At 71.3% G+C, this 19,417-nt stretch carries 17 protein-coding genes; 12 read left to right on the forward strand and 5 right to left on the reverse strand.

What is annotated here, in order from left to right; genetic code table 11:
* Window positions 1-78: 78 nt before the first annotated feature.
* The 8 genes from ACSMXX_RS16570 to ACSMXX_RS16605 all read left to right on the forward strand — a co-directional run bounded on the left by ACSMXX_RS16570 (window position 79) and on the right by ACSMXX_RS16605 (window position 8,006).
* Window positions 79-1,332 carry an SRPBCC family protein gene (locus ACSMXX_RS16570; protein ID WP_473179479.1) on the forward strand — a complete coding sequence of 418 codons (1,254 nt, stop codon included), beginning with the start codon at window positions 79-81 and terminating at the stop codon, window positions 1,330-1,332.
* Window positions 1,333-1,441: 109 nt separating this feature from the next.
* A complete protein-coding gene (locus ACSMXX_RS16575; protein WP_473179480.1) occupies window positions 1,442-2,260 on the forward strand; it encodes an aldose epimerase family protein in 819 nt (272 codons plus the stop codon).
* A gap of 33 nt (window positions 2,261-2,293) precedes the next feature.
* Entirely contained in the window at window positions 2,294-2,830 is a 537-nt protein-coding gene (gene pyrE, locus ACSMXX_RS16580; protein ID WP_473179481.1) for an orotate phosphoribosyltransferase, read from the forward strand.
* Window positions 2,831-3,056: 226 nt separating this feature from the next.
* Window positions 3,057-4,079 carry a class II fructose-bisphosphate aldolase gene (gene fbaA, locus ACSMXX_RS16585; protein WP_473179482.1) on the forward strand — a complete coding sequence of 341 codons (1,023 nt, stop codon included), beginning with the start codon at window positions 3,057-3,059 and terminating at the stop codon, window positions 4,077-4,079.
* A 176-nt stretch (window positions 4,080-4,255) separates the two neighbouring features.
* Entirely contained in the window at window positions 4,256-4,669 is a 414-nt protein-coding gene (locus ACSMXX_RS16590; RefSeq protein WP_473179483.1) for a DUF3151 domain-containing protein, read from the forward strand.
* A gap of 208 nt (window positions 4,670-4,877) precedes the next feature.
* Window positions 4,878-5,744, forward strand: a complete 867-nt coding sequence (locus tag ACSMXX_RS16595) for a tryptophan 2,3-dioxygenase family protein (protein ID WP_473179484.1) — start codon at window positions 4,878-4,880, stop codon at window positions 5,742-5,744.
* Window positions 5,737-7,173: a kynureninase gene (locus tag ACSMXX_RS16600; RefSeq protein WP_473179485.1), complete on the forward strand. Its 1,437-nt coding sequence runs from the start codon at window positions 5,737-5,739 to the stop codon at window positions 7,171-7,173. The genes ACSMXX_RS16595 and ACSMXX_RS16600 overlap by 8 nt, the downstream gene beginning before the upstream one ends.
* Before the next feature lie 68 nt (window positions 7,174-7,241).
* Window positions 7,242-8,006, forward strand: coding sequence for an alpha/beta hydrolase family protein (locus ACSMXX_RS16605; protein WP_473184812.1), 765 nt, complete (start codon window positions 7,242-7,244; stop codon window positions 8,004-8,006).
* Between the two features lie 109 nt (window positions 8,007-8,115).
* On the opposite strand, the gene ACSMXX_RS16610 is transcribed toward ACSMXX_RS16605, so the two are convergent.
* Together ACSMXX_RS16610 and ACSMXX_RS16615 are read right to left on the reverse strand one after the other, a co-directional pair.
* The gene (locus ACSMXX_RS16610; RefSeq protein WP_473179486.1) at window positions 8,116-8,619 is read right to left on the reverse strand and encodes a cupin domain-containing protein; all 504 of its coding nucleotides are present in this window, start codon (window positions 8,617-8,619) and stop codon (window positions 8,116-8,118) included.
* A 138-nt stretch (window positions 8,620-8,757) separates the two neighbouring features.
* Window positions 8,758-10,041: an adenylosuccinate synthase gene (locus ACSMXX_RS16615; RefSeq protein ID WP_473179487.1), complete on the reverse strand. Its 1,284-nt coding sequence runs from the start codon at window positions 10,039-10,041 to the stop codon at window positions 8,758-8,760.
* 151 nt (window positions 10,042-10,192) lie between these two features.
* Here ACSMXX_RS16615 and ACSMXX_RS16620 point away from each other — a divergent pair, with 151 nt between their 5' ends.
* Window positions 10,193-11,038 (forward strand): diacylglycerol kinase, encoded by an 846-nt coding sequence (locus ACSMXX_RS16620; protein WP_473179488.1) that lies wholly within the window; start codon window positions 10,193-10,195, stop codon window positions 11,036-11,038.
* Here the strand turns inward: ACSMXX_RS16620 and ACSMXX_RS16625 are convergent.
* Window positions 11,022-11,675, reverse strand: coding sequence for a GbsR/MarR family transcriptional regulator (locus tag ACSMXX_RS16625; RefSeq protein WP_473179489.1), 654 nt, complete (start codon window positions 11,673-11,675; stop codon window positions 11,022-11,024). The genes ACSMXX_RS16620 and ACSMXX_RS16625 overlap by 17 nt on opposite strands.
* A 126-nt stretch (window positions 11,676-11,801) precedes the next feature.
* Between ACSMXX_RS16625 and ACSMXX_RS16630 the strand changes: the two genes are divergently transcribed.
* Window positions 11,802-12,731 (forward strand): ABC transporter ATP-binding protein, encoded by a 930-nt coding sequence (locus tag ACSMXX_RS16630; RefSeq protein ID WP_473179490.1) that lies wholly within the window; start codon window positions 11,802-11,804, stop codon window positions 12,729-12,731.
* Window positions 12,728-14,452, forward strand: coding sequence for an ABC transporter permease (locus tag ACSMXX_RS16635; RefSeq protein ID WP_473179491.1), 1,725 nt, complete (start codon window positions 12,728-12,730; stop codon window positions 14,450-14,452). The genes ACSMXX_RS16630 and ACSMXX_RS16635 overlap by 4 nt, the downstream gene beginning before the upstream one ends.
* A gap of 30 nt (window positions 14,453-14,482) precedes the next feature.
* Here ACSMXX_RS16635 and ACSMXX_RS16640 read toward each other — a convergent pair whose 3' ends face one another.
* Window positions 14,483-16,387, reverse strand: a complete 1,905-nt coding sequence (locus ACSMXX_RS16640; RefSeq protein ID WP_473179492.1) for a serine/threonine-protein kinase — start codon at window positions 16,385-16,387, stop codon at window positions 14,483-14,485.
* A 132-nt stretch (window positions 16,388-16,519) separates the two neighbouring features.
* Window positions 16,520-18,376: a protein kinase domain-containing protein gene (locus ACSMXX_RS16645; RefSeq protein WP_473179493.1), complete on the reverse strand. Its 1,857-nt coding sequence runs from the start codon at window positions 18,374-18,376 to the stop codon at window positions 16,520-16,522.
* 223 nt (window positions 18,377-18,599) lie between these two features.
* Between ACSMXX_RS16645 and ACSMXX_RS16650 the strand changes: the two genes are divergently transcribed.
* Window positions 18,600-19,295: a DUF4956 domain-containing protein gene (locus tag ACSMXX_RS16650; RefSeq protein WP_473179494.1), complete on the forward strand. Its 696-nt coding sequence runs from the start codon at window positions 18,600-18,602 to the stop codon at window positions 19,293-19,295.
* The last annotated feature ends 122 nt before the right edge of the window (window positions 19,296-19,417 follow it).

Consider the following 19,417-nt stretch of genomic DNA (forward strand, 5'->3'; position numbering starts at 1 on the left):
TGCGCTGCGCGGCGGAACAGTGCCGACCGGTCACATGTACGGGGTGCGGTGGGTAGGCTCCGCCCTATGGAGCACGAGGTGAACGTTCCGTTTTCCGTCGGATCGGTACGGGCGGCGCTCGCTGAGCCCGAACGCGTGGCGCGCTGCGTGCCGGGTCTGCAACTCGACAGCGCCGGGAGCGCCGGGAACGCCGGGAGTACGAACGCCAAAGGCACCGGCAGCACCACCGAGGGACGCCTGCGCGTCCGTGTCGGCGGGTCCACGATCACCTACCGGGGCAGCCTGACCGTCACGTCCCGCGGTGAGGAGTTCACCGTCAAGGGCGCCGGTACGGAGGCACGGGGCACCGGCTCCGTGCGGCTGAACCTCACCGTCGTACCGCGGCGGTCGAAGGAGGGCGAGGGCACCCGCCTGGTCTGCTCCGGCACCGTCAAGGGCGACGGGCGGATCAAGGACGTCGACCAGAAGACGGCGACGACGGCCGGACAGCGGCTGCTGGAACGGTTCGGCAAGGCGCTCGGAGAGAGCATCAAGGAGGACCCGCCCGGCACGCTCGACGCTCCGGAGGCACCCGCGGCGGAACCCGCCACCTCGGGTCCCGTCGGCGGCATCGGCGAACCCGGTGACAACGACCGCGTGATCCCCGGCATCCCGGGCCCCGACAACCGCGAGTCGCAGACGTCCGCACCGCAGGAGGGCACGGCCCAGGACAAGGCGAAGGCCAAGCCTGCGGACACGGCTAAGCCCGCGGACACGGCTAAGCCTGCGGACACGGCTAAGCCTGCGGACAAGGCCAAGCCCGCGGACAAGGCGGCCAAGCCTGCGCCCAAGGCCAAGCCCGAGGACGCGGAAGCCGACCGGACCAAGGGCGGGAAGAAGACCGGGGACGGGACCGACCAGGCCAAGGCCCAGGACAAGGCCCGGGACGAGGAAAAGGCGCAGGCCCAGGACAAGGCCCAGGACAAAGGCCAGGGGTCCGAGGACGAGCAGACCCCGGACCGGCAGGCCCCGGACGAGCAGCCCTCCGAGCGTGAGGGGATCTTCGGCACCGAGGTTCCGCCGCCCTCCCTCGACCCGCTCCACGACGACGAGCCCCTCGACGAGGCCGAGGTCGCGGCGGCCGCCGAAGCCGAAGCGGCACACGCGCGCCGCACGATGATCGGGCGCAGCGCCGAGGAGGTCGACCACGCACCGCCGCGCGGCCGGTACGCACCCGTCCCGTTGCCGGAGCCCATCGCCAACTCGGCCGCACTGCGCTGGGTCGCGCCCGCCGCGGCGGCGGTGGTCGCCGGAGCCGTCGTCATCGGCCGTGCCCTGCGCCGCCGCCGCTGACTGTGCTTGTGCCGCTGTCCAGGGGCGCCGTGCCCGTGGCGGGAGCCGTGCCCGTGGAGTACGGCCGGGTCGCGCTCTGCCGGGAGTTGCCGAGGTTTAGGGTCGCGTCATGACTGACACCGCCACCACTGACGCCGACGTCACGCTCCGCGCCGGAAATGCCGAGCTGATCGTCGAACCGCACCGGGGCTGCCGTATCGCCTCGCTGAAGGTCAGCGGTACGGAACTGCTCCGGCAGGGCAACAGGTACGGCGCGTTCGTCATGGTGCCCTGGTGCGGCCGTACGGATCAGGGCCGGTTCCGCAGCGGCGGCGAGCTGTACCAACTCCCCCTGGACAGCGGCCCGCACGCGATCCACGGCACCGTGCGCGACGGAGCGTGGAGCACCCTGCGGCACGACGAACGTTCGGCGGTCTTCACGTACGAGCTGAGCGACCCCTGGCCGTGGGAGGGCCGGGTGACGCAGATCGTCGAGCTCGACGAGGCCGGCGAGGGGCTCGGTCTCACCCTCGGCATCGAGGCGACCGACGCCAGCTTCCCCGCGCAGGCCGGCTGGCACCCCTGGTTCCTGCGGAACCTCGGCGGACGCAGCGGCGACGTACGCATCGACTTCGACCCGGAGTGGCAGGAGGAGCGCGGCGTCGACCACCTCCCCACCGGCAAGCGAATCGAGCCCCGTCCCGGCCCCTGGGACGACTGCTTCGGCATGCCGCAAGGCGTCGAAGTCACCCTGACCTGGCCGGGAGCGCTGGAGATGAAGGTCGCCAGCCGCGCCGAGTGGGTCGTCGTCTACGACGAGCAGCCGGACGCCGTGTGCGTGGAGCCCCAGACGGGCCCGCCCAACGGCCTCAACTCCCACCCGCACCTGGTCACGCCCATCCAGCCGCTGGAGATCTCCACGAGCTGGACGTGGCGGCCCCTCTCGTAGAGCCCCCGCACACGCCCGCATAGGCTCCGGGCCATGAGCACTGCAGACGCGCTGCTGCGGCAGATCAAGGAAAAGGCCGTCGTGCACGGCAAGGTCACCCTGTCCTCCGGGCAGGAGGCGGACTTCTACATCGACCTGCGCCGCATCACCCTCGACGGCGAGGCCGCGCCGCTCGCGGGCCAGGTCATGCTGGACCTCACCGACGGTCTCGACTTCGACGCCGTCGGCGGCCTGACCCTCGGAGCCGACCCGGTCGCCTCGTCGATGCTGCACGCGGCCGCGGCCAGGGGCCGCAAGCTGGACGCGTTCGTCGTACGGAAGGCGGGCAAGGCGCACGGCCTGCAGCGCCGTATCGAAGGGCCGGACATCGCGGGGCGGCGCGTACTGATCGTCGAGGACACCTCCACGACCGGCAACTCGCCGCTCACCGCCGTCGAGGCGGCGAGGGAGGCGGGCGCCGAGGTCGTGGCGGTGGCGACGATCGTGGAGCGCGGGGCGGCGCAGGCGGTCGGGGAGGCGGGCGTGAGGTATCTGCACGCGTTCGACCTGGGGGATCTCGGGCTGGCGTGAGGGTGCGGGAGCGGGCCTGCCGCGGCGGCGGCCCGAGCGCGTCCTCCTGTGGTTGGTGCTGTGACCGGGCACCCGGGTCCGTCTGGGAGGATGGGGGAGACGATGACGTCGTTCCGTTGAATTCGTTGATTTCCGTTGATCCGGTTCGGGACCTGACTGTGATCCGGATCCGGACTCCGCAGCAGAGCCGACAGGCGAGCCGATACGCACCCCAAGGAGCGGACAGATGCCCATCGCGACCCCCGAGGTCTACAACGAGATGTTCGACCGGGCGAAGGCGGGCAAGTTCGCCTACCCAGCCATCAACGTCACCTCGACGCAGACCCTGCACGCGGCCCTCCGCGGCTTCGCGGAGGCGGAGAGCGACGGCATCGTCCAGATCTCCACGGGCGGTGCGGAGTTCCTCGGCGGGCAGTACAGCAAGGACATGGTGAGCGGCGCGGTCGCGCTGGCCGAGTTCGCGCACATCGTCGCGAAGAAGTACCCGGTCAACATCGCCCTGCACACCGACCACTGCCCGAAGGACAAGCTCGACGGGTATGTGCGTCCGCTGCTCGCGGTCTCCAAGGAGCGCGTGGACGCGGGCCAGAATCCGCTCTTCCAGTCCCACATGTGGGACGGGTCCGCCGAGACGCTGAAGGACAACCTGGACATCGGCGAGGAGCTGCTGGCCCTGGCCACCGCCGCGAAGATCATCCTTGAGGTCGAGATCACCCCCACCGGCGGCGAGGAGGACGGCGTCAGCCACGAGATCAACGACGAGCTGTACACGACGGTCGACGACGCGCTGCGCACCGCCGAGGCCCTCGGCCTGGGCGAGAAGGGCCGCTACCTGCTGGCCGCCTCGTTCGGCAACGTGCACGGCGTCTACAAGCCGGGCAACGTCGTGCTCCGTCCCGAGCTGCTGAAGGACCTGCAGGAGGGCGTCGCCGCGAAGTCCGGCAAGCAGAACCCGTTCGACTTCGTCTTCCACGGCGGCTCCGGCTCCACGGACACCGAGATCGCCACGGCGCTGGAGAACGGCGTCGTGAAGATGAACCTGGACACCGACACGCAGTACGCCTTCTCGCGGCCCGTGGCGGACCACATGTTCCGCAACTACGACGGCGTGCTGAAGGTCGACGGCGAGGTCGGCAACAAGAAGACCTACGACCCGCGCAGCTGGGGCAAGGCCGCCGAGAAGGGCATGGCCGAGCGCGTGCAGCAGGCGTGCGCGAACCTGCGCTCGACCGGCACCCGGCTGAAGTAGGGCCCCGCGGCCCTGCCAGGCAGGGCCCGTCGCGTCCGCCGAGGAGGACCGGCCGTTCCGGCGGCCGGTCCTCCCGCGCTGTGTGCGCCCGGCGGCTCCCCGCTCCCCGCTTCGCGATTACGGCGGGTTCGCGCACCCGCGACTGTGTCCCGTACCGACAAGGCAGACTGGAAAGCATGAGCATTCACGAGAATCTGCTCGGGGGCCCGCCCCCGACCCACCTGCCCGACGACCCCGGGCCGCGCGAGCTGCTCGCCTCCGGGGCGGCACCCGCCGAGGTGGCCGCGGAGTACCCCGCGTCCTCGCTGGCGTGGGCACTGCTCGCGGACGACGCCTTCGAGGCAGGGCGGGTCGTCGAGTCCTACGCGTACGCGCGTACGGGCTACCACCGCGGCCTCGACGCGCTGCGCCGCAGCGGCTGGAAGGGCCACGGGCCCGTGCCGTTCGAACACGAGCCGAACCGCGGCTTCCTGCGCGCGCTGCACGCCCTCGCGCGCGCCGCCGAGTCGATCGGGGAGCACGAGGAGTACGAGCGCTGCTCGACCTTCCTCAAGGAGAGCTCACCGACGGCCGCGGCGACACTGTCGTAGCAGGGCGGCGGGTCAACTAGGGGGTGCCCGGCCGGGGCATATGACCTGGGCGCTGACCAGCTGCTCTTGTCCCGGCGGGCCGCCTCCCCGATGATGAGTGACAGGTCCGTACGCCCGGGATGTCCGGGGCGGGCCTGAGGGGACCGGGGCTCTTGCCGATGAAGAGAAGGAGCGGACCGCTACCCGGACACCACGTTGAGGAGAAGCGATGTCGCACGACGTCGAGGACCCCGCGGCCGGTATCGAGGCCCCCCATCTGGATTTCGAAGGCACCACCCCCTACGAGGACTACGTGCAGGCCGACGTCCTCACCCACCTCCAGCACCCGCTCTCCGAAGACCCCGGCGAGATGGTCTTCCTCGTCACCACACAGGTCATGGAGCTGTGGTTCACCGTCATCGTGCACGAGTGGGAGACGGCCGCGAAGTCGCTGCGCCAGGACGACCTTCCGGGCGCGCTGGCGGCGCTGAAGCGCTCCACGTACGAACTGCAGTCCCTGAACGCGTCATGGGAGCCGCTGGCTCATCTGACGCCGGCGCAGTTCAACTCCTACCGCTCCGCGCTCGGCGACGGCTCCGGCTTCCAGTCGGCGATGTACCGGCGGATGGAGTTCCTCCTCGGTGAGAAGTCCGCGTCGATGCTCGTACCGCACCGCGGAGCGCCGCGCGTGCACGACGAGTTGGAGAAGGCGCTGCACGAACCGAGCCTCTACGACGAGGTGTTGCGGCACCTCGCGCGGCGCGGAGAGGCGGTGCCGCAGGAGGTGCTGACCAGGGACGTCTCCCAGCTGTACCGGCCGCATCCCGAAGTGGAGGCGGTGTGGGCCGGCGCGTACGCCCAGCCGGCGGCGGGAGCGGACGGCGGCACGGGGGAGAGCGACGTCGTACGGCTCGGCGAGGCGCTGACCGAGGTCGCCGAGCTGGTGTGGCGCTGGCGCAACGACCATCTCGTGGCCACGCGGCGTGCGATGGGCTCGAAGGTCGGTACGGGCGGCTCGGCCGGCGTGGCATGGCTGGAGAAGCGTGCCGCGAAGAACGTCTTCCCGGAGCTGTGGACGGCGCGCAGCCATGTCTGACGCGGCGGGACCGCGGACCGACGCGAGCACCGGCGCGAGTACCGCCGCGAGGACCGCCGTCCCGGAGGCTGCCGCCTCGACGGCGGGCGCTTCGCCGGCGGGCGAGCCCGATGCCGCCCGGCTGGACGCGCGTGACGAACTCGCCCACCGCCGCCAGGACTTCGTGGTCGACGGCCCCGGCGGCACCGTCTATCTCGACGGCAACTCCCTCGGTGCGCTGCCCCGTTCCGTGCCCGCACGCCTCGCCGAGGTCGTGGAGCGCGAGTGGGGGCGGCTGCGCATCCGCTCCTGGAGCGAATCCGGCTGGTGGAGCGCGCCGGAGCGGATCGGTGACCGCATCGCACCGCTCGTGGGTGCCGGCGAGGGCCAGATCGTGGTCGGGGACTCGACCAGCGTCAACGTCTTCAAGGCCGTGGTGGGCGCGGTGCGCCTCGCCCGCGAGGCGCCGTCCGGACCGGGGGGCCGATGTGCCGGACCGGGGGCCGGTCGTGACGAGATCCTGGTGGACGCCGCCACCTTCCCCACCGACGGCTACATCGCCCGCTCCGCCGCGCGGATGACCGGAGCCACGGTGCGCGCCGTGCCCGTCGCCGGGATGGCAGCGGCGGCGGGCCCGTCCACCGCCGCGGTGCTCGTCAACCATGTCGACTACCGCACCGGCGAGTTGCACGACCTGGAGGCCCTCACCTCCGCGGTGCACCGCGCCGGGGGCCGCGTCGTGTGGGACGTCTGCCACAGCGCGGGCGCACTCCCCGTCGAACTCGACGCCGCGGGGGCGGACTTCGCAGTCGGCTGCACGTACAAGTACCTCAACGGCGGCCCGGGCTCGCCCGCGTTCCTCTACGTACGGCGCGAGTTGCAGCACCGCTTCGACACGCCGCTGCCCGGATGGACCTCGCACGCCGACCCCTTCGCGATGTCGGACGGCTACGAGCCGGGCGAAGGTGCGGCCCGCGGACGTGTGGGCACCCCGGACATCCTCTCCATGTTCGCGCTGGAGGAGGCGCTCAAGGTCTGGGACGGCGTCGACGTCGCGGCGGTACGCGCCAAGAGCCTCGCCCTCACGGACTTCTTCCTGCGGCAGCTGCGCACGTACGTACCCGGGGGGCGGGCCGGACGACTGCGGCTTCGCTCGCTCACGCCCGAGGCGCACGAGCGGCGCGGCAGCCAGATCTCGCTGCTGTGCGAGGACGGGCCGGACGACGCGCGGGAGGGCGCCGCCGGGCCTCGCCGGGGCGACGTCGCGGAGGACGTGATGACCGGGCTGCACGCGCGGGGCGTCGTCGGCGACTACCGCCGTCCCGGCGTGCTGCGTTTCGGATTCACCCCGCTCTACACGTCGTTCACCGACGCCGACCGCGCGGCGAGGGCGCTGGCGGACGTGGTCCTCGAACGCGGGAGCCGGACGGGCAACGGACGGGGAACGTGACCGAGAACGGGACGGGGAACGTGACCGAGAACGGGACGGGGAACGTGACCGAGAACGGGACGGGGAACGTGACCGAGAACGGGACGGGCAATGAGGGGGAGAAGAACGCGCTGCTGGACCTGCGGCCCGTGCCGCCGGAGAGGACCGTCTCCTACGGTGAACACCCCTCCCAGGTCGTCGACTTGTACGGAGTGGGCGCGTCGGGTCCGCGCATCACGGTTCTGCACGGCGGCTACTGGCGCGAGGCGTACGACCGCACACACCTCACCCCCTTCGCCGCCGCCTTGGCGGAACGGGGCATGACCGTCGAGCTCGTCGAGTACCGGCGGGTGGGCGGCGGTGGCGGATGGCCGATGACGGCACAGGACGTCGACGCCGCACTCGACCTGCTCGGGGCTCCTGACGTGTTGCTGGGTCACTCTGCGGGCGGCCAGCTCGCACTGTGGGCGGCGGCGGGCGCCGGCGGGCCGGACTCCGGGCGGGGGCGCGACCGGGCCGCGGACCGCGTAGTGGCCGTCGCCCCCGTCGCCGATCTCGAACGGGCGTACCGGCTCAGGCTAAGCGCGGACGCGGTACGCGAATTCCTGGGCGGCGACGTGCAGTCGGGCGAGCTTGCCGACCGGATGGCGGAGGCCGACCCGATGCGGGTGCCGCCGCGCGTGCCGGTGGAGATCCTCCACGGCACCGCAGACGAGGTGGTCCCGCTGGAGCTGTCCCGCCGCTACGCGGGCGACTGGGGCGCCCGCTTGAACCTGCTGACCGGAGCCGGCCACTACGCGCCCTTCACGCCGGGAACGCCCGCATTCGGCGTGCTCGTCGACGCGCTGAGCTGAGCGGCGCCCGCCGGGAACGGCCGGGTTTGTGGCCGGGCCGGGTCGGGGTCGGGGTTGTGGTCGGGTCGGGCTAGCGCCGGATTTGGGGCAGGGGCCGGGGCCCGGGCGGTCAGGGCAGCATGCGGAAGTCGGCGAAGTCGAAGCCCGGCGAGACGACGCAGCTGACCAGCGTCTCCCCGTCCCGATTCACCGGCCTGGCCCGCTGCCAGACCTGAGGCGGCACAACTGCCTGTGGCAGCTGGCCGTTTGCGACATCGGAGCCGAGCGTGAGCGTCGCCGGTTCTCCGTCCGGAGCCTCGCCGTCGCCGCCGAGTTGCAGATGCAGGGGTGAGCCGGAGTGCCACAGCCAGAGCTCGGCGGACCGTACGACATGCCAGCGCGACTCGTCCCCCGGTCCCAGCAGGAAATAGATCGCGGTGGCGCTCGCCCGCTCCCCGTCGTACCCGTCGGGGTGCATCGCGACATCGCTGCGCCACGTCTCCCGGAACCAGCCGCCCTCCGGGTGCGGTTGCAGCCCGAGCGCGTCGACCAGAGGGGACGGGGATGCGGACGTGGATGTGGGCGTGGACGGAGCGGCACCCGGGGAGGGGGATGGCTGGCTGCGATCAGGCATCGGTCGGCTTCCTCGTTTCTTCCGGCGACGGAGGTGGCGGCGGTGAAGCGTGGGCGTCGCTCGGCCGGCGTGTGGATGACCGAGTACCGGTCATGGGTCATGGACCCACGTGGAACCGCAGGTCCGGGTACGGCCCCCTTACAGGAAGGAGTTGATCTGGATGGTCTCGTCGCGGCCCGGGCCGACTCCGATCGCGGAGACAGGGGCGCCGGACATCTCCTCGACCGCCTTGACGTATCCCTGCGCGTTCTGCGGGAGGTCGGAGAAGGACTTGGCCTTGGTGATGTCCTCCGACCAGCCCGGCAGGTACTCGTAGACCGGTGTGGCGTGGTGGAAGTCGCTCTGGCTGAAGGGGAGTTCGTCGGTGCGCTTGCCGTCGATCTCGTAGCCGACGCAGACCGGGATGCGCTCCCAGCCGGTGAGGACGTCGAGCTTGGTGAGGAAGAAGTCGGTGAGGCCGTTGACGCGGGTCGCGTAGCGGGCGATGACCGCGTCGAACCAGCCGCAGCGGCGGTCGCGTCCGGTCGTGACACCGCGCTCGCCGCCGATCTCGCGCAGCGCCTCGCCGTCGGCGTCCAGCAGTTCGGTGGGGAAGGGGCCGGCGCCGACGCGGGTCGTGTACGCCTTGAGGATGCCGATGACGCGGCTGATCTTCGTCGGCCCGACGCCCGATCCCGTACAGGCGCCGCCCGCGGTGGGGTTGGAGGAGGTGACGAAGGGATACGTGCCGTGGTCGACGTCGAGCAGCGTGCCCTGCCCGCCCTCGAAGAGGACGACTTTCCCTTCGTCCACGGCGTTGTTGAGGATCAGGGTGGTGTCGGCGACATAGCCGCGCAGGGCGTCCGCGTAGCCGAGGAGTTCTTCGACGATCTGCTCGGTGCGTACGGCGCGGCGGTTGTAGAGCTTGGCGAGCACCTGGTTCTTGAAGTCGAGGGCGGCTTCGACCTTCTGCGTCAGGATCGACTCGTCGAAGAGGTCCTGGACGCGGATGCCCACCCGGTTGATCTTGTCGGCGTAGGCGGGGCCGATGCCGCGCCCGGTGGTCCCGATCTTCCGCGTGCCGAGGAACCGTTCCGTCACCTTGTCGACCTCCGTGTGGTACGGGGTGATCAGGTGGGCGTTACCGCTGATGAGAAGGCCGGAGGTGTCGACGCCGCGCTCGTTCAGCCCGCTCAGCTCGGAGAGCAGGACGGACGGGTCGACGACGACGCCGTTGCCGATGACGGGCACACAGCCCGGCGAGAGGATGCCCGAGGGGAGAAGGTGCAGCGCGTACTTCTGGTCGCCGACGACGACCGTGTGGCCGGCGTTGTTGCCGCCCTGGTAGCGCACCACGTAATCCACCGAACCGCCGAGGAGGTCGGTGGCTTTCCCTTTGCCCTCGTCACCCCACTGAGCACCGAGCAGCACGAGTGCGGGCACAGGCGTACACCCCTTCCGGGCGGGGCATGTCCCACGTGCGTGGCGAGTGCCATCGCAAGAGCCGCGGACCGGTGCCCCAGATAGCGGAAGCCCCTAGTCGCAACAGCGACAGGGGCTCTTGCACCGAGAGGTTACCTGAGAGAGGAACAAGGTGTCGGCTCCAGACCCCACGGGGACCTCGCAGCCCTCGCTGCTCCTGGTCATCGACCCCGCCGCGAAGCTGTGGGACGGGGAATCCGTGCGCATCGCGCGGGACGTGCTGTGCGCGGGCGCGGCGGGCGTGAAGGTGTGCCTTCCCGAGAGCCCGGAGGAGGCCGAGCGGGCCCTGGCCCGCCGTGGCAGTCGCCGTCCGGTGGTGGTGGGCGACGACAGAGCGCTGCTGAGAGCCGTCCGACTGCTCCATCGCGAGCGGGCGTTGGACGATGCGGTGCTCTCGGTCGTCCCCGTCGGCGCGGCGGAGGCCGTGGCGCTGACGTGCGGTCTGGGTGTCCCGGCGGACGCGGTTTCGGCTGCCCGTACGGTTCTTGACGGTGTCGAACAGCGGCTGGGGCTGCTGATAGACGACAGCGGTGGAGTGGTGCTGGGCGGCATCCGCATCCCGGGGCCGCAGGGCAGGAGTGAGCCCCAGGGCCGTGCCGGGGCGCTGAAGGCGAAGGCGGCGCTGTCGCGTGCCCGGCGCACGCGGGTCCCGGCGCAGCGGCTGCGGGTCGAGGCGGACGGCGAACTGCTGGCGGACCTCGACCGGCCGGTGACGGAGGTGTGGGTCACGTCACCGGACACCGGCCCTCGTTCCACGGGCCGGGTGCACAGCCTGGCGCAGGTGACCGTACGGCCCGAAGGGGCGGACCGTTCGGGGCTGGTGCGGGCGCGGGCGAAGGCGGTGACGGTGTCGGGGCCGGACTTCAGCTACCGGGCGGACGCCCTGGTCGGCGGGCCGGTGCGGGTACGGACATGGACGGCGCTGGCGGGGGCGTGGAGCCTCACCCTTCCCGCTTGAGGGTCACGTCGGCGCCGTGCCGGTCGTGCTGCCGGGCCTGCTGATGTGCGCGCCAGCGCTCCAGCATTCCTTCCAGTTCCCGCTGCATGAACTCCAGGAAGTCGTACGTGTCCCGTACGCGGCGGCCCGCGGCCGTGTCCGGGCCGAGGGCCTGTTCGCCGCCCCGGAGCGTGGTCGTCCAGCGGCCGATGAGCTGGTCGCGGTCCAGGAGGGCCTCGTACCAGACGTTCTCGTGTACGCGGTAGAGCTCGCGGCGGGAGCCCGGTTCGCGCTCGCGGCTGACCATGTGGACCTGGGCGAGATAGCGGACCGCGCCGGAGACCGCCGCCGCGCTGATGCGGAGCCGCTCCGCGAGCTGCGAGGAGCTGAGCGATCCGTCCTCGGAGGCGAGCAGGCAGGCGAAGACGCGCGAGGCCATGCGCTGCATGCCGGCCTCCGTCATGTCGGCGGCGAAGCGCTCGACGAAGGCGGACGCGGCCGCGTCATAGCCGTCGGTGCCGGACCCGTCGGTGCCGGACCCGCCGGTGCCGGACCCGTCGGTGCCGGACCCGTCGGTCCGGGCCCCGGGCTCCGGTGCGGATTCCGGTGCGGGCTCCGATGCCGGTTCTGCTGCTGGCTCTGGTCTCTGCTGTGCCACCGGTACGGCTTCCCCTCCCTGGTGTGCCTGTCCCTGGTCTGCCTGCGCCCCTGATCAGCTGCGTACAGCAGATCCTAACGCTTCCTTAACTTCACAAATTTATGAAACAAGCGTAGCTTCCAGTCCATGGACACACCCGCCACCGCGATCTCGGTATCCGGTCTCGTGAAGACCTTCGGCCGCGTACGCGCACTCGACGGCCTCGACCTCGAAGTCCGGACCGGAGAGGTGCACGGCTTCCTCGGACCCAACGGAGCCGGGAAGTCGACGGCCGTTCGCGTACTCCTAGGCCTGCTGCGCGCCGACGCCGGCACCGCACGGCTGCTCGGCCACGACCCGTGGGACGAGGCCGTCACCCTGCACCGCCGCCTCGCCTACGTACCCGGCGACGTCGAGCTGTGGCCCGGCCTCACCGGCGGCGAGGCGATCGACCTGCTCGCCCGTCTCAGGGGCGGCCTCGACGCCGCACGCCGCGACGAGCTGATCGAGCGCTTCGACCTCGACCCGACGAAGAAGGGGCGCACCTACTCCAAGGGCAACCGGCAGAAGGTCGCCATCGTCGCCGCGCTCGCCTCCGACGCCGAACTGCTGCTGCTCGACGAACCCACCGCGGGCCTCGATCCGTTGATGGAGGTCGTCTTCCAGGACGTCATCTTCCAGGCCAAGGCCGCAGGGAAGACGGTGCTGCTCAGCAGCCACATCCTCGCCCAGGTGGAGAAGCTGTGCGACCGGGTGAGCATCATCCGGCTCGGCAAGATCGTCCAGTCCGGGACGCTCAGCGACATGCGCCACCTGACCCGCACCACCATCGAGGCCGAGACCGAGCGGCCCGTGACAGGTCTGGAGACGCTGCCGGGCATCCACGACGTACATACGGACAAGGGGCGGGTGCACTTCGCCGTCGACGGCGAGCACCTCGACGAGGCCGTACGGCACCTCAGCAGCGTCGGCATCCGCAGCCTCACCAGCCACCCGCCAACCCTCGAAGAACTGATGCTGCGTCACTACGGCGACGAGCTGGCCGCCCTCAACGGGACCGGGGGAGCAGCACGATGAGCGCAGGCACAGGCACAGGCACAGGCACGGGCACAGGCGCAGGCACCGGCACCGCCTCTGCCACCGCCACCGGCTCCGCCTCCGCACGGCCACCCGCAGCGAAGCGCAACGGCGGCGGCCGGCTGCTGGCCGGCACGGGAACGCTCTTCCGCTTCGCGCTGCGCCGCGACCGCGTCCGCATCCCCGTGTGGATCGCCGCCCTGCTGCTGGCGCACCTGTCGACCCTCAGCGAACTCACCGGCCTGTACGGCGACGCGGCCACCCGTGCCTCCCTCGCGAAGACGATGGACAGCCCGGCCGGGCTCGCCATGACCGGACCCCGCCACTATCTCGACGGCGGCTATGAGACGGGCGCGATGCTCAGCCATCAAGTGCTCGGTTTCTACGGCGTACTGGTCGCGCTGATGAGCGTCCTGATCGTCGTACGTCACACCCGTACCGAGGAGGAGACCGGCCGGGCCGAGCTGCTGCGCGCGACGGTCGTGGGCCGGCACGCGGCGCTGACGGCCGCGCTCGCCGTCGCCCTCGTCGCCAACCTGGTGCTCGCGGCGCTGCTGGCCGCCGGCCTCGGCGGATCCGGTGCCGACGGCATGACCTGGCAGGGAGCGCTGCTCTACGGGGCGGTCTTCGGCGGCCTCGGCCTGCTCTTCGCCGCGGTCGCGGCCGTCACGGTGCAGATCAGCGAGCACGCGCGGGGCGCCTCCGGCACGGCGATCGGGGTGATCGGACTCGCGTACGTGCTGCGCGCGGCCGGCGACGTCGGTGACGGCACGCTCTCGTGGGCGTCTCCCATCGGGTGGGCGCAGCGCAGCTATCCGTTCGTGGACGACCTGTGGTGGCCGCTGCTGCTGATGGGCGGATTCACCGTCGTGACGGGCGGGGTCGCGTACGTGCTCAGCGGACGCCGCGACGTGGGGGCGGGGCTGCGCCGTCCGCGGCCCGGGCGGCGGACGGCTTCCGGGGTGCTCGTACGGCCGTTCGGCTTCGCGCTGCGGCTGCACCGCGGCATGCTCGCCGGGTTCTGCTGCGGAGTGCTCCTGCTGGGGGCGATGTACGGGTCGATCCTGGGCGACGTCGACGACATGCTGAAGAACGTCGACGTGGTGGACGAGGCGCTCTCGCAGGCCGGCGGCCGCGACTTCGTGGAGTCCTTCGCCTCCGTCGTGATGATCGTCAATGCGGTCGTCGCAGCCGTGTACGTCGTGATCGCCTCGCTGCGTCCCCGTGCCGAGGAGAGCGCCGGACGGGCCGAAGCGCTGCTGTCCACCGGGCTCTCCCGGGTGCGCTGGATGTGGAGCCACCTGGCGGTGGCGATCCTGGGCGGCACGACGACCCTGCTGCTGGCGGGGCTCGGCTTCGGCCTCGCGGGGGCCGCCTCCACGGGCGACCGCGACCTTGTGCTGTCGCTGACCGGGGCGGCGCTGGCCTACGCACCCGCGCTCTGGGTCACGGCCGGTGTGGCCGCACTGATCTTCGGCTGGCTGCCGAAGGCGGCGGTGGCGGCGTGGATCGTGCCCGTCTACGCCTTCGCCGTCGGATACCTGGGCCAGATCCTGCAGTTCCCGGGCTGGATGAACAACATCTCCCCCTTCGGCCACGTGCCGCAGCTGCCGGCCGCGGAGATGGACTGGACGCCGGTCGCGGTGCTCACCGCGGTCGCGGCCGCACTGCTCACCGCGGGGCTTGCGGGCTTCCGGCGCCGGGACCTGGAGACGAAGTAGCGGTGCCGCCTCCGGCGGAGGCCGTGCGGTTCATTCCACGCGCGTGTACGTGAACGACTTGACGGTTCCCCCGGCGAAGCCGCGTACGAGAGCCCCGTTCTGCACGCTCAGTGTCGCGGAGGGGCCGGTGACGCACTCGCCGGAGGAGGCGGCCCGGTCGAGGCGGGGCGGACCCAGCCGTACGGGTTCGTCCCGTCCCCCGACCGAGACCACGTCGGCCTTCGCCTCGCAGTGCTCGTCGGGGGCCTCGGAGACCATGCCGACGGACATGCTGCCCGGCGCCACCTGCTCGACCGTCATCCGCTGCGTGCCGCCACCCGCCAACTGCCGCTGCCAGACGCCGAGATACTCCTCCGGCAGCTTCTCCGGACCGGTGATGCGGCGGAGCGTGGCGGAACGGCCCGCGGCCTCCCACTTCAGTGTCGAGTCGGAGGCCCTGGTGAGCTTGTGCGAACCGAGGGCCGAACACCTGCCCGCGGGGACGCTCTTGACGACCTTGGTGTCCAGCTCGACCGACTCGCCCGCCGCGACGAGCTTTCCGTCGCTCTTGCACTCGTAGTCCGTGCCGAGGCTGACGCTGTTGGCGACGACCTCGTTGATCTTGCCGTGCGAGACGACGAACCGCCGGTACTGGCCCGTGGGTTCGCCGTCCCTCGTCACCTCGCCGCCCCAGGTGCCGACATAACTCTCCGGGATGTCGGAGGACTCGCTGCTCCTGCCGCCCGTATCCGAACCGAGCAGGGAGAGTCCGGCGCCGGATGCGGCGAAGGCGGCACCCGCCACGGCGACCGCCGCCAGGAGGCCGATCGCCGTCCGCTTGCCCAGGCCCCGTGCCCGGGGCGGAGCAGGCGCGGGCTGTGCGGGTTGCTGCTGCGCCGCGGACTGCTCCGCGGACGGCCGGGGAAGCGCCGAGGTCAGGTGCTCCTCCGGAACCCCCACGGGCGTCCCCGTCCCGTCGCCGAGAGCGTCCGGCGGCCCGGAACCCGAGGGCGGGGTGTCCGTGTCCAGCAACTGCACGGCGTGCCGGCCCAGTTCGGCGATCAGGGTCGCGGGCAGCCACGGCGCGGACGCCGTACCGGTGGAGATGGGCTGCACGCCGGCGATGACGTCCTCAGGCGCGGGCCGGTCCGCCGGGTCCTTGGCCAGGCACGACGCGATGAGCCCGCGCAGCGGCTCCTCGATCCCTTCGAGATCGGGCTCCTCGGCGGCGATGCGGAACATCACCGCGTGCATGCCGCCGCCCTCACTTCCGAAGGGCCTGCGGCCGGTCGCGGCGTACGCGAGTACCGAGCCCATGCAGAAGACGTCGCTGGCCGGAGTGACCTGCTGGGCGCGGATCTGCTCGGGCGACATGTAGCTGGGGGAGCCGACGACGACTCCGGTGCCGGTCATCGTCGATTCGGGAAGGGCGTCCAGGGCGCGCACGATGCCGAAGTCGATGACGCGCGGGCCGTCGATCGTGACGAGGACGTTGGACGGTTTGAGGTCGCGGTGGACCACCCCGGCGCCGTGGATGTCGAGGAGGGCGCTGGAGAGTCCGTACGCGAGTGTCCGGATGGTGTTCTCGGGGAGGGGGCCCTCCCCGGAGGTCCGGCTGGAGACGACCTGTTCGAGGGAGGGGCCGGCGATGTAGCCGGTGGCGACCCACGGGTTCTCGGCCTCGGTGTCCGCGTCCAGAACGGGTGCGGTCCAGCGCTCCCCCACGCGCCGGGCGGCCTCCACCTCCAGCCGGAAACGCGAGCGGAACTCCTTCTCGGCGGCCAGCTCCGCCTTGATCAGCTTCACGGCGACCGTACGTCCGCCCTCGGACCTGGCCAGGTAGACGCGGCCCATGCCGCCGGCGCCGAGCCTGCTCAACAGCCGGTAACGGCCGATGGATTGCGGGTCGTCCGCCGCCAGCTCCGCCATCTCATCCCCCAGTCGATATTCGGCCATGCGTGCGCTGGAACCCTCTCACTGTCGGTCACGAAGGTCACAGCCGGGCTGCCAACGCGTTCCCGTTTGATGGTCGCGGCGGCGGCTTCCGTCGGCCGTTCCCGCGCGTCAACGGTCGGTTGCCGGGCGAAGTCAGCTGCTGCCGCGTCCGGAGAGGCGTTCGTCCTGCATGGAGGTGAGCCGCGAGACGAGGACCATGGCGAGGATCGAGGCCGGAATGCCGAAGAAATCCATGAACATGGTTATCGCGACGGATTCTTCCGCGTTCGAGATGCTGCTCTGGTCGTACCAGCTTTCCCAGTTGGACGAGAAGAAGCACAGGTAGAGGAGCCAGAAGATCCACCAGGTGTTGACGAGGCCGCGCCGGACCGGCGGACGCGGCCCGTAGCCGTACCAGTTCGGCACGGCCGGATTGCTCGCCGACCACACGTCGTTCATGACCTGCTTGGGCATGAAGAGATTGCACACCGGGATGAACCAGGAGCCGACCGCCATCGCCGACGAGTAGCGGATGCCGCCCGGCGAGAAGGTCTCGGCGTTGACCCGCACCCGCCAGAACCACGTGCACCACAGCACGATCACGGTGACACCCAGCAGGAAGCCGATGACCTCGACGGCGATCGTGGCGCCCTGCAGCCCGCCGTAGCCGTCGATGTTTTCGACCGACGTGTAGAGCACTGACGCGTCGAGGGCACTGATCACGAACATGTCCACGGTCAACCCGATGACGCCGACCAGCAGATGGAGGCTCATCAGCACCGTGAAGGACTGCGAGAGCTTGCGTGGCGAGCGTGCGGGCTGCGGCGGCTGCGCGGGGCGGCGGCCGCCCGCGGCGGGCGGCCCCTGCTGCGGCCCTTGCTGCGGGAAGCCTGGCTGCCAGGGCTGGGGCTGCCGGGGCGGCGTCGAGTACGGGGAGTTGGCGGGCGGACCGTACAGGCCGGCCGGCGGGGGCGTGGACGGAGCGGAATTCGCGGGCGGCGGCGTGGAGTTCACCGGCGGCGCGGCCGGCCCGGCCGGCGCCGGGGCGGGCGTGGATGCGGGCGCGGATGCGGACGCTGCCGTGTGTCTCGGCACCTCGGCGCTCTCCGGGTCCTCGCTGTCCAGGAGCTGTACGGCGTGCCGTCCGAGCTGCGCGAGCACCTCGCCCGGCAGCCAGGTGCCCTTGAGCTCGCCCTCCGTGTGCTGCAGAAGCGTCTCCAGCGTGGGCCGCCGGGCGGGGTCCTTGGTGAGACAGGCGGCGACCATGTCACGCAACGGGCCGTCCAGGCCGGACAGTTCGGGCTCCTCCTCCGCGATACGGAAGAGCAGCGCGTGCACCCCGCTGTCGGCGGTGCCGAACGGCATCCGTCCCGTCGCTGCGTACGCGAGCACCGCGCCGAGGCAGAAGATGTCGCTGGCCGGTGTGGTCTGCAGCCCCCGGACCTGCTCGGGCGACATGAAGCCCGGCGAGCCGACGAGCGCTCCCGTACGGGTCAGCCCGCCCGCCGACTGGACCGCGGAGTCCAGGGCGCGTGCGATGCCGAAGTCGATGACGCGCGGGCCGTCGATGGTGATGAGGACGTTGGAGGGCTTCAGGTCGCGGTGGACCAGCCCGGCCCCGTGGATGTCGTGCAGCGCGCGGACCAGCCCCGAGGCGAGCGCCGTGACCGACTGCGCGGGCAGTGGCCCGAACTGTTCGTCGACGACCTCGGAGAGGGACGGCCCGGCGATGTAGCCGGTGGCGACCCACGGCGTGGCCGCCTCGGTGTCCGCGTCCAGCACGGGCGCCGTCCAGTCGCCGCCCACCTTGCGGGCAGCGGTGATCTCCAGCGCGAAGCGGCGGCGGAAGTCGGGCTGCCGCGCCAGTTCGTCCTGCACGGCCTTCACCGCGACCGTGCGGCCGCGGCTGGAACGGGCCAGGTACACCCGGCCCATGCCCCCCTCGCCCAGCCTGCCGAGCAGCCGGTAGTCGCCGATCCAGTGCGGGTCACCGGCGCTGAGCCGCTTCATTCGCCTACCTCTTCCCCCCGGGTGATTCGACTGCAACGAGAATAAGGTGGCGGGCCGTGCGAGTTGGGCGTAGGCCCGGATCCGATCCGATAACGCGTTTACCGGCTGCCCGGGGGCGTACCGAAGGGGCATCAATTGAGATGACAAGCTCTCAATTCGCCCTTATCGGTGGGGTGAAGACAGTGGAGATCCTTCTGTTCGCCGGTTCCCCTATTTTCCCGGCATGGACGTGATCAGCCAGATCCTCTCCCATTTCGCCCTCGACCTCACCGCAGTGTCCGTGCTGACTTTCGCCGTCTACTACCCGCGCCACCGGCGACGGGATCTGATCCCCGGCTATCTCGCACTGAACGTCTCGGTCTTCGCACTCGCCGCCGCTCTCGGCCGCAGCGGCGACAAGGGCGGTATCGCGCTGGGGTTCGGTCTGATCGGAGTGCTGTCGATCGTCGGGCTGCGGTCGGAGTCCATGCAGAGCGAGGAGATCGCGTACTACTTCACGAACCTCGTCCTCGGCCTCATCTCCGGTCTGCCGAACGTGAGTCTCGTGCTCGCGGGCATGCTGTGCGGCCTGCCGGTCGTGGTGGTCTATCTCGCGGGGCACCCGCGGCTGTTCGCCCGCACGCAGCGGGCACTGGTGACCGTCGACGAGGCGGTCACGGAACCGGAGGCGATCGACAGCTTCGTGAGGGAACGGCTGGGGAAGCCGCTCTCCTGGAAGATCCAGGAGGTGGATTACGTGCGTGATCTCACCGTCGTGGACGTGCGCTACCGGCGTACGGACAACGCCGGGCGCAGCCGGCGGCGGGGAGGAGTGCGGATGATCGTGCGGCAGCGGCGCCCCCGGCACGGCCCGCACTCGCCGCACCCTCCGCGTGACACTCCCCGTGAGTCCCCTGGGGAGACCATGCACTCGCCGTGAGAGCGGCACGCACTCGCCCCTGCGAGCGGAGCCTGGCGGTCCGGGCCGGAACAAGCCAGGACAGAGCGGTACAGCGGTGTTGATTGCCCTGCTGGGGCACCCTCTAGGCTGTGGGCCGTCCC

The organism is Streptomyces sp. DSM 116795 (assembly GCF_055792905.1).

Excerpts from the sequence above, each read along its gene's own strand:
- ACSMXX_RS16575 (WP_473179480.1), top strand. The coding sequence starts at position 1,442 with ATGACTGACACCGCCACCACTGACGCCGACGTCACGCTCCGCGCCGGA.
- pyrE (WP_473179481.1), top strand. The coding sequence starts at position 2,294 with ATGAGCACTGCAGACGCGCTGCTGCGGCAGATCAAGGAAAAGGCCGTC.
- fbaA (WP_473179482.1), top strand. The coding sequence starts at position 3,057 with ATGCCCATCGCGACCCCCGAGGTCTACAACGAGATGTTCGACCGGGCG.
- ACSMXX_RS16590 (WP_473179483.1), top strand. The coding sequence starts at position 4,256 with ATGAGCATTCACGAGAATCTGCTCGGGGGCCCGCCCCCGACCCACCTG.
- ACSMXX_RS16595 (WP_473179484.1), top strand. The coding sequence starts at position 4,878 with ATGTCGCACGACGTCGAGGACCCCGCGGCCGGTATCGAGGCCCCCCAT.
- ACSMXX_RS16600 (WP_473179485.1), top strand. The coding sequence starts at position 5,737 with ATGTCTGACGCGGCGGGACCGCGGACCGACGCGAGCACCGGCGCGAGT.
- ACSMXX_RS16610 (WP_473179486.1), bottom strand. The coding sequence starts at position 8,619 with ATGCCTGATCGCAGCCAGCCATCCCCCTCCCCGGGTGCCGCTCCGTCC.
- ACSMXX_RS16630 (WP_473179490.1), top strand. The coding sequence starts at position 11,802 with ATGGACACACCCGCCACCGCGATCTCGGTATCCGGTCTCGTGAAGACC.
- ACSMXX_RS16635 (WP_473179491.1), top strand. The coding sequence starts at position 12,728 with ATGAGCGCAGGCACAGGCACAGGCACAGGCACGGGCACAGGCGCAGGC.
- ACSMXX_RS16640 (WP_473179492.1), bottom strand. The coding sequence starts at position 16,387 with ATGGCCGAATATCGACTGGGGGATGAGATGGCGGAGCTGGCGGCGGAC.
- ACSMXX_RS16645 (WP_473179493.1), bottom strand. The coding sequence starts at position 18,376 with ATGAAGCGGCTCAGCGCCGGTGACCCGCACTGGATCGGCGACTACCGG.
- ACSMXX_RS16650 (WP_473179494.1), top strand. The coding sequence starts at position 18,600 with ATGGACGTGATCAGCCAGATCCTCTCCCATTTCGCCCTCGACCTCACC.